Origin of the sequence: Acinetobacter sp. 479375 (assembly GCF_000581715.1) — a bacterium.
GTDB lineage: Bacteria > Pseudomonadota > Gammaproteobacteria > Pseudomonadales > Moraxellaceae > Acinetobacter > Acinetobacter ursingii.
Window position 1 is genome coordinate 67,242 of sequence record NZ_JEZN01000010.1, and the last position, 13,573, is coordinate 80,814.

Below are 13,573 nucleotides of genomic sequence, written 5' to 3' on the forward strand. Positions count from 1 at the left end.
GAAAGATTAAACAGCCTGATCGTAACCAACAACAAGGTGCAAAAAGTAACCGTCCTGCGATTAATGACGAGATCCGTGCAAAAGAAGTACGCCTCGTAGCCGCAGATGGAGAACAAAAAGGGATCGTTTCACTTGCTGAAGCGTTGCGTGCTGCCGAAGATTCAGATCTTGACCTAGTCGAGATTGTTGCTAATGCAGAACCACCTGTTTGTAAAATCATGGATTACAACAAGCACTTGTTTGATTTGAAGCAGAAGCAAAAAGATGCGAAGAAAAAACAGCATCAAGTACAGGTCAAAGAAATCAAACTACGTCCAGCAACGGATGTAGGTGATTATCAAGTCAAGCTTCGTGCGATTTTAAAGTTCCTTGAAGAAGGGAACAAAGTTAAAATCACGTTACGTTTCCGTGGTCGTGAGATGGCACACCAACAGTTAGGTTTGGCGCAATTGCAAAAAATTGAAGCAGACGTGACCGATTTTGGTGTGGTTGAACAGGCTCCGAAAATGGAAGGTCGTCAAATGGGCATGTTACTTGGACCAAAAAAGAAAAAGTAAGCTTTTACCCATTTTAAAAAACGCAGCCTAAACGCTGCGTTTTTTTATGTTGCTGCTTTTTTTATGTTTAGATTTATAGATAATTGAAAAAATAATCAGCACACTCTCACCGTATAAAAAATCTGGAGAAAAACAAGAACTCGTCCTAGTCATTCCTATATTATTTAAGGTGAATCTATTTGATCTGTTTCCTGTAGAAAAGTGAATAAAGGGAGAAAATCCAGGGCGTAAATTTGTCGGTAAGCAGGCAAAACCATATCAGAATAAACAGCATAGACTGACTAGATAAAGATTTAGATTCTCATTTTATGATTTTCTTTAAGGTTGTTAAGCAAAGTCACTGCTAAACTAAATCACTCTTTATACTTTTATTCGATGTTAAAAAACATGTTATAAACGTATACAAAGACTTAAAGATAGAAAAATAGGATAAGAAGGTATTTCATGATAGACCTATATTATTGGGGAACCCCCAATGGACATAAGATCAGCATCGCGCTCGAAGAAATGGAGCTGGAATATCAAATTTTTCCAATTAATATTTTAGAAAATGATCAGTTTCAGCCAGACTTTCTGAAAATATCACCGAACAATAAAATCCCTGCCATTATTGATCAAGATGGCCCAAATCATGAGCCAATTTCGATTTTTGAATCGGGTGCAATTTTACAATATTTGGGTCGTAAGACTGGACTTTTTTACCCGACAGATGAGCAAGAACGCGTTGAAGTTGAGCAATGGTTAATGTGGCAAATGGGCGGTTTTGGTCCAATGCTGGGTCAAAATCATCATTTTGGTCGCTTTGCTAAAGAAAAAATTCCTTATGCCATCGAGCGTTATGTCACTGAAACTAAACGCTTATATAGCGTACTTAATACGCAGCTCATTGGACAAAAATTTGTGGCAGGTGAGTACTCGATCGCAGATATGGCAATTTTACCGTGGGTATTACGTCATGAGTGGCAATCCATTGATTTAAACGACTATCCTTATGTGAAGGATTATGTAGAACGTTTGACTGCGCGCCCAGCCGTACAGAAAGCTTTATCCATTCAAATCATCTGATTTTTTTCTGAAAGATCATTCAATCTTTGATAAAAAGTAATGGCATTTTGTCAAAGATTCTCAGATGGCTGATTTTCTTTTATTTTTGTCTGCGTTTGGTGCAGCAACATTGTTGCCATTGCAGTCAGAAGCCGTATTGTTTTCTCTGTTCGTACTTCAACAGCATCCAGTCGTGTTTTTATTATGGGTAGCGACGTTGGGTAATGTATTGGGTTCGTGTGTCAACTGGTGGTTAGGTCTGCAAATTGAACATTTGAAATATAAAAAATGGTTTCCTGTTTCAGCAAAGCAATTGGAAAAAGCACAAAAGATTTATCATCGTTATGGTTTTTATTCCTTACTGCTAAGTTGGGTACCGATCATTGGGGATCCCATTACCTTAATTGCAGGTGTCCTGAAAGAAAATTTCTGGCGTTTCGTAATAGTGGTCAGTTTTGCGAAAGCAGGACGTTATTTGTTTATTTATTTACTTTATATCGGAATGATTGATTGACCAGAAAGCGATGTTTCTGGTCAATTTAAACTTTAGAGTGCAGAACATTTATCCAGTTTAAAATGGATTTCATCTTTAAGCTTGGATTTTTTAAAGAACCAAAGTTTTTTAGGAACATCCACTTGAGTATTTGAAAGGGCTTGCATCACCTGTGCATCTAAAGCGTAAATCCCTGAGCCTTTGTTAATTTTGACTTGGGTTGCTTCACTTTGTTTATTCACTTTAAAATTAAAACGCACCAAGCGATCTTTGCCTTTAAGTTCATCACGTGGCACATTTAATCTAGGTTGCTGAACATAGCGAAAAGGAACTGATTTGGCATTTTGCTGTTTTAACCAGTTCTTTGAATCAAAATGATAAATACATTCAGCAGTTGAGTCATCGCGGTCTTTATAATCCAGATTAAAAGTTTGGTAACCTATTGTCGAAATGAGATTTCCATCTTGTTGGAACGGTTTTACTTTGGCTTGTTCTACTGCTTTTACGAGCAAATCGTCCAGCTTTTTATTACCAGTACTTTCCTGAACTTTGACTTGAGTGACTGTTCCTGTTTCATCTGCCGCGACACGTAAAATCGCAGCCCGATCCTGTCCTTGTAAATCTGCATTGTCATAATTGAGCTTTGGAAATTCACGCCATTCAAGCCGAGTTGTCAAATGTGCGGGAAGGGCAGAGCTTTTTTGTGGTGCCAATTGTGAAGAGTTTTCTTTTGCATCAGCTTGGGTGATGGATACACTTGCAAAAAGTGCAAGGCAAAAAATAGATTGTTTCATCTTGGATGGTTTGTGATTGTAAAAGCATTGTTGCGAAGTATTCCCTGTTCAGGAAATACACGCAACAAAAAAATGCAGACTTGAGGGTATCTAATGAAAAATCATATTATTTGAGTGAAAACATACCTTAAACTTAAGGATCGGTGCCTTTATTAATATCTACATGAAATAAATCTTTGGTTTTCGTCCAGCTTAATATCACCACTGCAAGCGTCATACAGCCACCAAACAGGGTTGCTGCAAGAGTTCCCATATATTTAGCAGCCAAACCTGATTCAAACGCTCCTAGCTCATTACTACTCGAAACAAACATACCATTGACCGCGGCAACGCGACCGCGCATATTTTCGGGTGGAAAAATTTGTAGAATGGTTTGACGCACCACCACAGAAATACTGTCGCAAGCGCCTGTCATAGCTAAAGCAAAGAGTGACAACCACATGTGACTTGAAAAAGCAAAAATAATGGTAAATATGCCGAAACCAGCTACAGCCAGTAGCATATTGCGCCATGCATGATGTGTTGGTGGAAATCGGGTTAAAGCAATCATGGTAAAGAGCGCACCAATAGAAGGAGCTGCTCTTAAATAACCTAAACCTTCGGGACCAACTTTTAAAATATCTTCAGCAAAAATTGGCAGTAACGCCACTACGCCACCAAATAAGACGGAAACCAGATCCAGTGAGATTGCCCAAAGCACAATCTTGGTTTTCCAGATAAAACGAAAGCCTTCTCCCAAACTTGACCACATATTTTCATGTTCAATTGCGGGAAAGCTTCTTTTCTTCAGCAACATGATTAAACAAAAACAAATGAACAGAAGGATGGAAACACTTAATAGACTGGTTCCACGACCTAAAAAAGCCAGCATAAAGCCGCCGAGCATCGGCCCTAAAATCACTCCACTTTGCCAACCTATGGTTGTCCAAGTTGCGCCATTGGTATAAAGCTCTCGTGGAATCAAAAACGGCTTAAGTGATGTCGCAGATGGGCTATAAAAGCCTCGAATCACACCAAAACAGAAAATAACCGCATAAATCCCTAATGCTAGGACATGGACACTGATTTGATTTAAACCATATAAGTGAAAGAGTCCCCACCGCACTAAGGGCAAAGGAAATGAAAAGAACAGACAAATTTTCATAATCAGTTGTTTATTAAATTTATCTGCTATATAGCCGCCCCAGAGTGACAGACTAATAAATGGAATCGCTTCTGCAAGACCAATCAGACCCAAAGTGAGTGGATCTTTGGTAATTTTATAAAGTGAATAGGCCACAATAATTTCCTGAATCAAAATGGCAAGTGTCAGGCAAAATTGATTGACCGTAATAATGGAAAAATCGCGGTATCGGAGTGCGGCAAAAGCATCCTGCTTGGGTTTCATAACTATCGTATTTTGAGAATCTTGCTTTAATTATAAGCACGAATTCTTAAAAGAAGGCTATAAAACTAAGTTTTTTGATGGATAAAATAGTCAAACTGAGAGCTGTGTATACGATATAATTTCAACTGAATTTGCTTTTGTTTTAAGCAAAGATGCTATATCATACTGCCTTCCTTACCTGCAGGTCGATTTGCAATGGTGCAAACGTGCCGAACAGGTGCTCAAAAGAGGTTACTATGGCTAAGTTAAAAACTCGCCGTGGTGCAGCTAAACGCTTCAAAGCGACTGCAAACGGTTTTAAGCGTAAACAAGCGTTCAAGCGCCACATCTTGACCAAAAAATCTGCTAAACGTATTCGTCAATTACGCGGCTGTGTAATGGTTCATGTTTCTGACATGAATTCAGTTCGTCGTATGTGCCCATACATCTAAGGAGATTATAAATGGCTCGTGTAAAACGTGGTGTAGTGGCTCATCGTCGTCACAAAAAAATTCTTGCTCGCGCTAAAGGTTACTATGGTGCTCGTTCACGCGTTTACCGCGTAGCGTTCCAAGCGGTAATCAAAGCTGGTCAATACGCTTACCGTGACCGTCGTCAGAAGAAACGTCAATTCCGTGCTCTATGGATTGCGCGTATCAATGCCGGTGCTCGTCTAAACGGTTTGTCTTACAGCCGTATGATCGATGGCTTGAAAAAAGCTCAAGTGATCATCGACCGTCGCGTATTAGCTGACATCGCTATGCATGATGCAGTTGCATTTGCTGCCTTAGCTGAAAAAGCGAAAGGTGCATTAGCTGCATAAGCTTAGAGATTCAAAAGAAGGCCGCTTTTTAGCGGTCTTTTTTATTGGTTGATTTATGGTTGAGGCAGATTTTTCAAAAATTATAAAAGAAAGAGAGATAAAATGCGTAAACAATACCATTTTCGTCAGGTTGGTCATGATACTTATATTTGGGATGTCCATCGACTTGTAGCGTTATCCAAAAACTTAAAGATCAAAAAAGTCTTGCTCAGCCAAATTATCGAGCTAAATGAAGCGTATTGGTTTCCTGATCAATTTCCGACGACACTGCAAATTCTTGAACATATTCAACTCATCGAGCAGGCGGATTTAACCTATCCAATTATTCTAAGCGCTGATGGTCGGATCATGGATGGTATGCATCGAGTGGCTAAGGCAAAACTACAGGGAGATTTGAAGATTCTCGCTGCACAATTTGAGAAAACGCCTGTACCTGATTTTATCAACGTTGATGAGGATGACTTAAACTATGATGAATAAGATGATGCATTGATTGTCTTGAAGATTACACAACCCCAACATCTTTGATTAGACATTTAGCCTCGAATCTTTCTACAGTAAAGAAGCTTTTACAGTCAAGAGAAGTCGAGGAGAATAAAAACATGTTAGTCAGTGTAGAAGGTTTAGAGCAAGGTACAATTGAAACGGAATTGAGTATTTTGCCAAGAAAAGGTGAAACAATTCGAGTTTTTTATGGGCCAGATGCAGAAGTTGAAGGTGAAATTGAAAATGTTCATCACATTGTTAATCAACATGATGGTGGGCACAAAGTCATTATAAAAATAAAACCCAGTTATTGAGAGATAAATCTAAAAACCTAAAGTAAATGTACTTTAGGTTTTTATTCAAAATCGTTATAGGCCAAAATAATACGCGCAAGCGCAAATAATAATGGTCAGAATAATAAGTTTGATCACTCCCGATGAACCTACTTTATGATGTTGATGATCTTTAGAGGTAGAAGGCTTTTTATTTTGCGATAGCGTCTGTGCTTGAGGATCGAGAGGGGATACGATTTCGATAGGAGTGCGCTGTGCGGACTTATAATGATTGGCGATCTTTACAATCAGTTTGGCACTCAGATCGTCCAGTTTCTGAGAAAAATTACGCAGATTAATCTGATCTTCAGGTGTAAGCATTTCACCAGATTCGCGATAAGGATGTTGACGTAACTGCTCAATAAAGTCTGACAAAGCTTCGGTACGATGCAAAAGTTCATGCGCAACATCGGCGGAATAATCTGTTGGAATAAGCGCTAGATATTGCATGTCCTGCAAAAGTGATCCATCTGGTTTTTGTACCAGTTTGGCATCGATTCCATAATAGGGTAAATCAAGATTTTGCGGTTCAACAAAATTTTGAGCGTACTTGCTGCGAAATAATTCATTTTCAATAAAGGTTTGAATTTCGTTCCAATCAGACTCTTTTAAATCGGCTTCAATTTTTTTGGATAACTTATCAGACAGATCAAAGCGCCAAAATGTTTCCTGATGCAAAGTTGACTGTTGTGAAGCTGGAATTTCAAAGTCATTGTCATTTAAGTACCATTCGGCAAGTTCTTTACCTAAGATCCATGCGGTTTTTTTATTCTTTTCATGACTCACAATAAAATGGGCAAAGGGCAGTAGCTCCACATTGGCATTTGGATTTTGTTCATCAGTGAGTAATGTGGAAAGATGTAGACTAATGCGGTAAACACCTTGCTTTTTTAATCCTTCAAGCCAGACTTGAAAATGCTGTGCCAGCAGGTGCTGTGAACTCAGATCACGAAACTGAAAATAGTGCTGATAAAAAATAGAATGCTGTAACCAACGACTAAAACTGAGTTCATGGTTGAGATATTCATTGCCATAGGTGATTAGAGTAAGTTGTTGTTTCCAGATTTGATCAAGTGCCATAGTTCAGTTTTCTCATCTGTGCTGAATGCAATCTTATACGTTTTATAATTCGTATGACTAGAGGTCACTCGCATTGAACAGCAATTTTCCTGCGTTTGATCTTCATCATTGTGTCTAAAAACTGTTAGAATGCAGAGTTTTATTTTATTTATAACTTTGTTGCTTTGAGAGTTACTATGTCACTGGAAGCCCTGACCACCGAAGCGCTTGCTGCCATTGCAGCAGCTCAAGACCTTGCTGCACTCGATCAAGTCCGAGTTCAATTTACAGGGAAAAAAAGCCAGCTTGCAGAACAATCGAAAGCATTGGGCAAAATGGATCCTGAGGAACGTAAGGTTCAAGGTGCTGCTATTCATGCTGTTCGTGAAGCGATGAATAACGCACTGACTGAGCGTCAAAATGCGTTACAACAAGCTGCATTACAACAAAAACTGGCGAGCGAAACGATTGATATTACCTTGCCAGGACGTGGTCAACACACAGGGAGTATTCATCCTGTGATTCAGGTGCAAGAACGTATTTGTCAGTTCTTTACCAAAGCAGGTTTTATGGTCGCGACTGGGCCTGAAGTGGAAGATGATTATCATAACTTTGAAGCCTTGAATATTCCAGGACATCATCCTGCACGCGCGATGCACGATACCTTTTATTTTGATGCCAATCATTTATTGCGTACGCATACCTCTGGTGTGCAGATTCGTACCATGGAAACCACACAACCACCGATTCGTATTGTGTGTCCGGGTCGTGTCTATCGTTGTGATTCGGATCAAACCCATTCTCCGATGTTTCATCAAATCGAAGGTTTGTACGTTGCAGAACATACCAGTTTTGCTGAGTTGAAAGGTTTATTGATCAACTTGCTGAATGAGTTTTTCGAAAAAGATTTAAAAGTCCGTTTCCGTCCATCTTATTTCCCATTCACAGAGCCGAGTGCTGAAGTGGATATTATGGATGAGCGCGGACGTTGGTTAGAAGTTTTAGGCTGCGGCATGGTACATCCAAATGTACTACAAGCAGCAGGAATTGATCCTGAAAAATACAAAGGCTTTGCCTTTGGTTTAGGGGTAGAACGTTTTGCGATGTTGCGTTATGGCATTAATGATTTGCGGATGTTCTATCAAAACGATGTGCGTTTCTTACGCCAATTTGCTTAAACATTTTTCAGGATTAAATAAGGTTTTATACAAATGAAAATTAGCGAAAACTGGTTACGCACTTGGGTGAATCCAGCGATTGATAGTGAAACTCTGGCTGATCAACTGACCATGCTGGGTCTGGAAGTCGATGAACTTGCACCTGTTGCCAAGCCATTTACTGGTGTGGTTGTCGGTGAAGTACTTACGGTTGAGCAGCATCCAGATGCAGATCGCCTACGTGTCACCAAGGTCAATATTGGTTCAGGCGAAGCTTTACAAATTGTGTGTGGCGCGCCCAATGTACGTGTAGGCATGAAAGCACCTGTTGCCACCATTGGCGCAGTATTGCCAGGCGATTTTAAAATTAAAAAAGGCAAACTGCGCGGGGTTGAATCTCAAGGCATGCTGTGTGGTGCTTCAGAAATTGATCTGGAAGACAAAATCGACGGTTTACTTGAGTTGCCTGATGATGCACCAGTGGGTGTCAATGTTCGTGATTACTTAAAACTTGATGACAACGTCATTGATATTAGCATCACGCCGAACCGTGGTGACTGTTTTAGTATTCGTGGAATTGCCCGTGAAATTGGTGTGATCAATCAGTTGCCTGTTACTCAGCCTGAGATTCAAGCGATTGCAGCAAACATTACTGAGCAAAAACAAGTTCAATTGACCACTGATGGCGCACCGCGCTATTTAGGCCGTGTTGTCAAAAATGTCAATGTCAAAGCAGCGACACCTGCTTGGATGGAACAAGCTTTAGCACGTTCAGGGATTCGTACCCATAGCATTTTGGTCGATATTACCAATTATGTGTTGATGGAATTGGGTCAGCCGATGCATGCCTTTGATTTGGCAAAATTGCAAGGCGATATTCAGGTCCGTCAAGCTCAGCCTCAAGAAAAATTGATGCTATTGAACGAACAGGAAGTTGAACTCAATCCTGAGATTATGGTCATAGCGGATGATGTCAAAGTATTGGCGATTGCAGGGATCATGGGCGGTCTTGAAACTAGTGTAACTGATGACACACAAGATATTTTCCTTGAAAGCGCATTCTTTGCCCCACTTGCAATCGCAGGTCGTGCACGTCGTTTTGGTTTGCATACAGATTCTTCACAACGTTATGAACGTGGTGTCGATTTTGAATTACCAATGATCGCAATGGATCGTGCTTCACAGTTGATTCAACAATATGCAGGCGGAGAGTTTGGTCCGATTACAGTAGCTGAAAAAACTGAGCGATTGCCACAACGTAACTCGATCGAACTCAATCAAGCACAGGTTGATGCCTTACTAGGTTACCAAGTATCGGCTGAGTTTATTGCAGATGCTCTAACGCGTCTAGGTTGTATAGTTACGGTTAAAGCGCAAGGGCAGTGGTCAGTTGTACCGCCATCACATCGTTACGATATGGCGATTTATCAGGACTTGATTGAAGAAGTTGCCCGTATTCATGGCTATGATAATATTCAGATTCGTTTGCCACAGATTGATGTGAAATTTAGTGCTTATCAAGATGGTTTTGAGCAAGATCAGTTACGTCAAACGATGGTCACACTGGGTTATCAAGAAGCGATTAGTTTTAGCTTTGCTGACTTAAAACTGGAAAAACAATTGAATCCAGCTGTTCATCCGCTGGCATTGGCGAATCCAATTTCAAGTGATTTGGCGGTGATGCGTAGTACTTTACTGTCGAGTTTGATTCCGTGTGTACAATACAATTTAAATCGTCAACAAAATCGGGTACGTCTGTTCGAACTTGGTCTGCGTTTTGATTATCAAAATGCTCAGTCGATTCATGATTTAAAACAAATTCCGACTTTGGCGTTAATTGCAGTGGGTTCACGTATTCCTGAACAATGGCATGCCAAAGCACAGCCTATGGATTTCTTTGATCTTAAAGGTGAAGTTGAGCAGATATTGGCAGCTGGGCGAGTGCAAGTTGATTATGTCCGTTCAGAACGCGCTTGGTTGCATCCGGGGCAATCTGCTGAGATTGTAGTAAATGGTCAATCGTTCGGATATTTGGGACGTTTACATCCATCACTTGAAAATGATCTGGATTTAGGTGTAACTTGGGTAGCAGAATTAGATCAAAGTACAGTTTTGCAATCTTATGTATCTAATTTTACAGAATTATCACGTTTTCCATCGGTTCGACGTGATATTGCGCTGTTAATCAGTGATAATATAAATGTGAATGATATTCAGCAGTTAATTAAACAAACAGGTGGAGACCTTTTGGATTCTAGTTGGTTGTTTGATGTGTACACGGGTCAAGGTGTTGAACAAGGCAAGCGCTCTCTAGCATTTGCATTGTTATGGCAACATCCTTCACGTACGCTTGAAGATGCTGAAATTAAATCTGGTATGGATCAAATTATAGAAGTGTTAGAAAACACTTATCAAGCGACATTGAGGGCCTCATGACAGCACTAACTAAAGCAGACATGGCGGATCATTTAAGTGAGCTCACGAGCTTAAATCGTCGTGAAGCAAAACAAATGGTTGAGTTGTTTTTCGACGAGATTAGCCAAGCGCTCATCGCAGGTGAGCATGTCAAACTTTCGGGTTTTGGCAACTTTGAATTACGTGATAAACGTGAGCGCCCTGGGCGTAATCCTAAAACAGGAGAAGAAATTCCGATTTCTGCACGTCGTGTTGTGACTTTTAGAGCGGGTCAAAAATTTAGACAGCGCGTGGGAAATGAGCAGGATTAAACTGTTCTATTCCAGAGCTGTGTTCATTTGATTTTTCTTTTTTTATAAAATGGCAGGTTTAATCCTGCCATTTTTTATGTCTAATTGGGTGATTTAGAAAATCCAGAAATTTACATATGACCTTTGATCACTTCATTTGCCGTTCTTATATATTTGAGTGTGTAGGCTGTTTGTTTGAAATTCGAGATAAAATTTACGCTGAACCTAATACTTTTCATTAGATGACTCTAATATTGCAAAATCGATATGAATGTACTATGCCATGATTTTATTATAAAAAATAAAATAATAATGAACTGGTAAATAGAAAGGAAAAGGAGCTTATGGTTATGAAAATTATGATCTTAAGCAATAATATGTGAATCGTGAATCGTGAATCGTGAATCGTGAATCGTGAATCGTGAATCGTGAATTTATTAATTTAATTGTGAGTTATTTCTAGATAAAAAAAGAGAGCTAAAGAGCTCTCTTTTTTGACACTAAATCTAGATACTAGATTAGTGAGCAGCTTCTGATGCAGAAGCAGCAGCGTCAGTTGCAGCGCCAGCAGCGTCAGTTGCAGCAGCAGCAGCTGTGTCAGCAGCAGCAGCAGCGTCAGATGCAGCAGCAGCAGCTTCTGGAGCAGAAACAGCAGCAGCGTCAGTTGCAGCAGCAGAAGCTTCAGATGCAGCAGCAGTAGCTTCAGATGCAGCAGCGTTAGCGTCAGCAGCAGCTTCTTCAGTTTTCTTTGCACAACCAACGAAAGCTAAAGTAGTAGCGATAGCAGCAGCAATAGCGATTTTCTTGAATAACATGGCATCACTCTCATAAATTTTGTGAGATTAAAAAAAACCGGTGTTAGCCTGTTTGTGCTTTAATTATTCCTAACGAAGCTAGGTAACAACGCATGGAGCAGTCTAACTGGTCTGGAAATATGCTATCATTGCCTATGATGAAATACTACTGCTGAACGATAAAATTAAGAGAAAAAAGCGATAAAATAGACGAATTATTAACAGAAAATAACAATCAAAAAGTCAGTTTATATTGGAGAAATAATTGTTAAGCCTCTAAAAGCTAAACGTTTTTTCTTTTTAATCTTGAAATTTATCATTTAATAACACGGGGTTTAACATTAAATACCTACAATTGTATATTTATGTAAAAAATGTCAACCAAAACAAAAGGCTGCCATATGGGCAGCCTTGATATGAAATAACAACGAAATTAATTCGCAGCTTTTCGTTTCATCTGATCGAAGAAATCATCATTGGTTTTGGTTTCTTTCATACGATCAAGTAAGAATTCCATTGCAGCAAGCTCATCCATTGGATGAAGCAGTTTGCGTAGAATCCAGACTTTACGTAGGTTATCTTCATCCATCAAACGCTCTTCACGACGCGTACCAGATTTCTTGATATTCATTGCAGGGAAGACACGTTTTTCGGCAATACGACGATCCAGTGTAATTTCCTGGTTACCTGTACCTTTGAATTCTTCGTAGATCACATCATCCATCTTACTGCCAGTTTCGATCAATGCAGTTGAAATGATGGTCAGTGAACCGCCTTCCTCAATGTTACGTGCTGCACCAAAGAAACGTTTTGGACGTTCGAGAGCATGCGCATCGACACCACCCGTTAACACTTTGCCTGATGATGGAATCACCGTGTTATAGGCGCGAGCCAGACGAGTAATCGAGTCGAGTAGAATCACGACATCTTTTTTGTGCTCAACCAGACGTTTCGCCTTCTCAATCACCATTTCGGCAACTTGAACATGACGTGCAGGAGATTCATCAAAAGTGGAAGCCACGACTTCACCGCGAACGGTACGTTCCATTTCAGTGACTTCTTCTGGACGTTCGTCAATGAGTAGAACGATCAGGAAAACCTCTGGATTATTACGAACAATCGACTGTGCGATGTTTTGTAATAACATGGTTTTACCCGCTTTAGGTGGGGCAACAATGATGGAACGCTGGCCTTTACCAATTGGCGCAATAAGATCTACAACACGCGAGGTCAAATCTTCAGTGGTACCGTTACCAAGCTCCATGACCAGTTGCTCGGTTGGGAAAAGTGGTGTTAAGTTTTCAAAAAGAATTTTATTACGAGAGTTTTCAGGAGTGTCGTAGTTAATTTGGTTGACTTTTAACAGTGCAAAATAACGTTCACCTTCTTTTGGTGGGCGAATGGTTCCTGTAATCGTGTCACCTGTGCGCAAATTAAAACGACGAATTTGCGAAGGGCTGACATAGATGTCGTCTGGACCTGCAAGGTAAGAACCCGCAGCTGAACGTAAAAAACCAAAACCATCAGAGAGGATTTCGAGAACACCATCACCAAAGATTTCTTCACCGTTCATGGCGTGGCGTTTTAAGATGGCGAAAATAATATCTTGCTTACGGTTACGAGCCATTCCTTCAAGGCCCATAAACTCAGCAATCTTAATGAGTTCGCCAATCGGTTTTTTCTTGAGTTCGGTTAAGTTCATAAGTGGTCAGATTGATAAGGAAAATAAAGTTGGAGTCAAATAAGAGAAGCAAAAGTCAGCCGCAAGTTTCAAATGCGAAATATACGCACTTGCATAGTCACAAACGCAGAAGTCTGGTTGATTGTTTCGGTATGAAATATATGAAAACAATTGCTAGTGCCGAGCGGCGATCTTATGTTTTGTGTCTTGCTTTGTAAGAAGGCAGGTGAAGTGATTTTCCTTCAGCACTTCTTGCTCAAGAAATATAAGTCAGATCAGCGC

Annotated in this window: 15 protein-coding genes; 10 read left to right on the forward strand and 5 right to left on the reverse strand. The window is 40.1% G+C overall.

The features are described from left to right. Nucleotides 1-5 precede the first annotated feature (5 nt). The 3 genes from infC to J500_RS10180 all read left to right on the forward strand — a co-directional run bounded on the left by infC (nt 6) and on the right by J500_RS10180 (nt 2,115). Nucleotides 6-557, forward strand: coding sequence for a translation initiation factor IF-3 (infC, locus tag J500_RS10170; RefSeq protein ID WP_080632311.1), 552 nt, complete (start codon nt 6-8; stop codon nt 555-557). A 444-nt stretch (nt 558-1,001) separates the two neighbouring features. Continuing rightward, nucleotides 1,002-1,622: a glutathione S-transferase N-terminal domain-containing protein gene (locus J500_RS10175; RefSeq protein ID WP_004993015.1), complete on the forward strand. Its 621-nt coding sequence runs from the start codon at nt 1,002-1,004 to the stop codon at nt 1,620-1,622. Nucleotides 1,623-1,686: 64 nt separating this feature from the next. Beyond that, nucleotides 1,687-2,115 carry a YqaA family protein gene (locus J500_RS10180; protein WP_034699478.1) on the forward strand — a complete coding sequence of 143 codons (429 nt, stop codon included), beginning with the start codon at nt 1,687-1,689 and terminating at the stop codon, nt 2,113-2,115. 32 nt (nt 2,116-2,147) lie between these two features. Here J500_RS10180 and J500_RS10185 read toward each other — a convergent pair whose 3' ends face one another. Continuing rightward, entirely contained in the window at nt 2,148-2,888 is a 741-nt protein-coding gene (locus tag J500_RS10185) for a TonB family protein (protein WP_034699482.1), read from the reverse strand. A 133-nt stretch (nt 2,889-3,021) separates the two neighbouring features. After that, complete coding sequence (locus J500_RS10190; protein ID WP_034699485.1) at nt 3,022-4,275, reverse strand: MFS transporter; 1,254 nt, start codon at nt 4,273-4,275, stop codon at nt 3,022-3,024. A 236-nt stretch (nt 4,276-4,511) separates the two neighbouring features. Between J500_RS10190 and rpmI the strand changes: the two genes are divergently transcribed. The 4 genes from rpmI to J500_RS10210 all read left to right on the forward strand — a co-directional run bounded on the left by rpmI (nt 4,512) and on the right by J500_RS10210 (nt 5,877). Further along, the gene (gene rpmI / locus J500_RS10195; RefSeq protein ID WP_002054552.1) at nt 4,512-4,706 is read left to right on the forward strand and encodes a 50S ribosomal protein L35; all 195 of its coding nucleotides are present in this window, start codon (nt 4,512-4,514) and stop codon (nt 4,704-4,706) included. Between the two features lie 11 nt (nt 4,707-4,717). Beyond that, nucleotides 4,718-5,077 (forward strand): 50S ribosomal protein L20, encoded by a 360-nt coding sequence (rplT, locus tag J500_RS10200; protein ID WP_004664213.1) that lies wholly within the window; start codon nt 4,718-4,720, stop codon nt 5,075-5,077. A 102-nt stretch (nt 5,078-5,179) separates the two neighbouring features. Next, the gene (locus J500_RS10205) at nt 5,180-5,557 is read left to right on the forward strand and encodes a hypothetical protein (protein ID WP_034699488.1); all 378 of its coding nucleotides are present in this window, start codon (nt 5,180-5,182) and stop codon (nt 5,555-5,557) included. Nucleotides 5,558-5,679: 122 nt separating this feature from the next. Further along, nucleotides 5,680-5,877, forward strand: a complete 198-nt coding sequence (locus tag J500_RS10210) for a hypothetical protein (protein ID WP_005002516.1) — start codon at nt 5,680-5,682, stop codon at nt 5,875-5,877. Nucleotides 5,878-5,931: 54 nt separating this feature from the next. Here J500_RS10210 and J500_RS10215 read toward each other — a convergent pair whose 3' ends face one another. Then, nucleotides 5,932-6,975, reverse strand: coding sequence for a hypothetical protein (locus J500_RS10215; RefSeq protein ID WP_004993030.1), 1,044 nt, complete (start codon nt 6,973-6,975; stop codon nt 5,932-5,934). Between the two features lie 176 nt (nt 6,976-7,151). On the opposite strand from J500_RS10215, the gene pheS reads away from it, so the two are divergent. The 3 genes from pheS to J500_RS10230 are packed head-to-tail and all read left to right on the forward strand — an operon-like array spanning nt 7,152 to nt 10,837. Beyond that, entirely contained in the window at nt 7,152-8,132 is a 981-nt protein-coding gene (gene pheS, locus J500_RS10220; protein WP_004993033.1) for a phenylalanine--tRNA ligase subunit alpha, read from the forward strand. Between the two features lie 33 nt (nt 8,133-8,165). Continuing rightward, the gene (gene pheT, locus J500_RS10225; protein ID WP_034699491.1) at nt 8,166-10,547 is read left to right on the forward strand and encodes a phenylalanine--tRNA ligase subunit beta; all 2,382 of its coding nucleotides are present in this window, start codon (nt 8,166-8,168) and stop codon (nt 10,545-10,547) included. Continuing rightward, nucleotides 10,544-10,837 (forward strand): integration host factor subunit alpha, encoded by a 294-nt coding sequence (locus tag J500_RS10230; protein WP_004993038.1) that lies wholly within the window; start codon nt 10,544-10,546, stop codon nt 10,835-10,837. The genes pheT and J500_RS10230 overlap by 4 nt, the downstream gene beginning before the upstream one ends. 497 nt (nt 10,838-11,334) lie before the next feature. Here the strand turns inward: J500_RS10230 and J500_RS10235 are convergent, their stop codons facing one another. Both J500_RS10235 and rho read right to left on the reverse strand, forming a co-directional pair. After that, the gene (locus J500_RS10235) at nt 11,335-11,631 is read right to left on the reverse strand and encodes a hypothetical protein (protein WP_004993040.1); all 297 of its coding nucleotides are present in this window, start codon (nt 11,629-11,631) and stop codon (nt 11,335-11,337) included. 412 nt (nt 11,632-12,043) lie between these two features. Continuing rightward, nucleotides 12,044-13,312: a transcription termination factor Rho gene (gene rho / locus J500_RS10240; RefSeq protein WP_004993042.1), complete on the reverse strand. Its 1,269-nt coding sequence runs from the start codon at nt 13,310-13,312 to the stop codon at nt 12,044-12,046. Between the last annotated feature and the right edge of the window lie 261 nt (nt 13,313-13,573).

Bases quoted from the DNA above. Each gene is read 5' to 3' on its own strand.
- J500_RS10175 (WP_004993015.1), top strand. From the start codon at position 1,002: ATGATAGACCTATATTATTGGGGAACCCCCAATGGACATAAGATCAGC.
- J500_RS10180 (WP_034699478.1), top strand. From the start codon at position 1,687: ATGGCTGATTTTCTTTTATTTTTGTCTGCGTTTGGTGCAGCAACATTG.
- J500_RS10185 (WP_034699482.1), bottom strand. From the start codon at position 2,888: ATGAAACAATCTATTTTTTGCCTTGCACTTTTTGCAAGTGTATCCATC.
- J500_RS10190 (WP_034699485.1), bottom strand. From the start codon at position 4,275: ATGAAACCCAAGCAGGATGCTTTTGCCGCACTCCGATACCGCGATTTT.
- rpmI (WP_002054552.1), top strand. From the start codon at position 4,512: ATGGCTAAGTTAAAAACTCGCCGTGGTGCAGCTAAACGCTTCAAAGCG.
- rplT (WP_004664213.1), top strand. From the start codon at position 4,718: ATGGCTCGTGTAAAACGTGGTGTAGTGGCTCATCGTCGTCACAAAAAA.
- J500_RS10205 (WP_034699488.1), top strand. From the start codon at position 5,180: ATGCGTAAACAATACCATTTTCGTCAGGTTGGTCATGATACTTATATT.
- J500_RS10210 (WP_005002516.1), top strand. From the start codon at position 5,680: ATGTTAGTCAGTGTAGAAGGTTTAGAGCAAGGTACAATTGAAACGGAA.
- J500_RS10215 (WP_004993030.1), bottom strand. From the start codon at position 6,975: ATGGCACTTGATCAAATCTGGAAACAACAACTTACTCTAATCACCTAT.
- pheS (WP_004993033.1), top strand. From the start codon at position 7,152: ATGTCACTGGAAGCCCTGACCACCGAAGCGCTTGCTGCCATTGCAGCA.
- pheT (WP_034699491.1), top strand. From the start codon at position 8,166: ATGAAAATTAGCGAAAACTGGTTACGCACTTGGGTGAATCCAGCGATT.
- J500_RS10230 (WP_004993038.1), top strand. From the start codon at position 10,544: ATGACAGCACTAACTAAAGCAGACATGGCGGATCATTTAAGTGAGCTC.
- J500_RS10235 (WP_004993040.1), bottom strand. From the start codon at position 11,631: ATGTTATTCAAGAAAATCGCTATTGCTGCTGCTATCGCTACTACTTTA.
- rho (WP_004993042.1), bottom strand. From the start codon at position 13,312: ATGAACTTAACCGAACTCAAGAAAAAACCGATTGGCGAACTCATTAAG.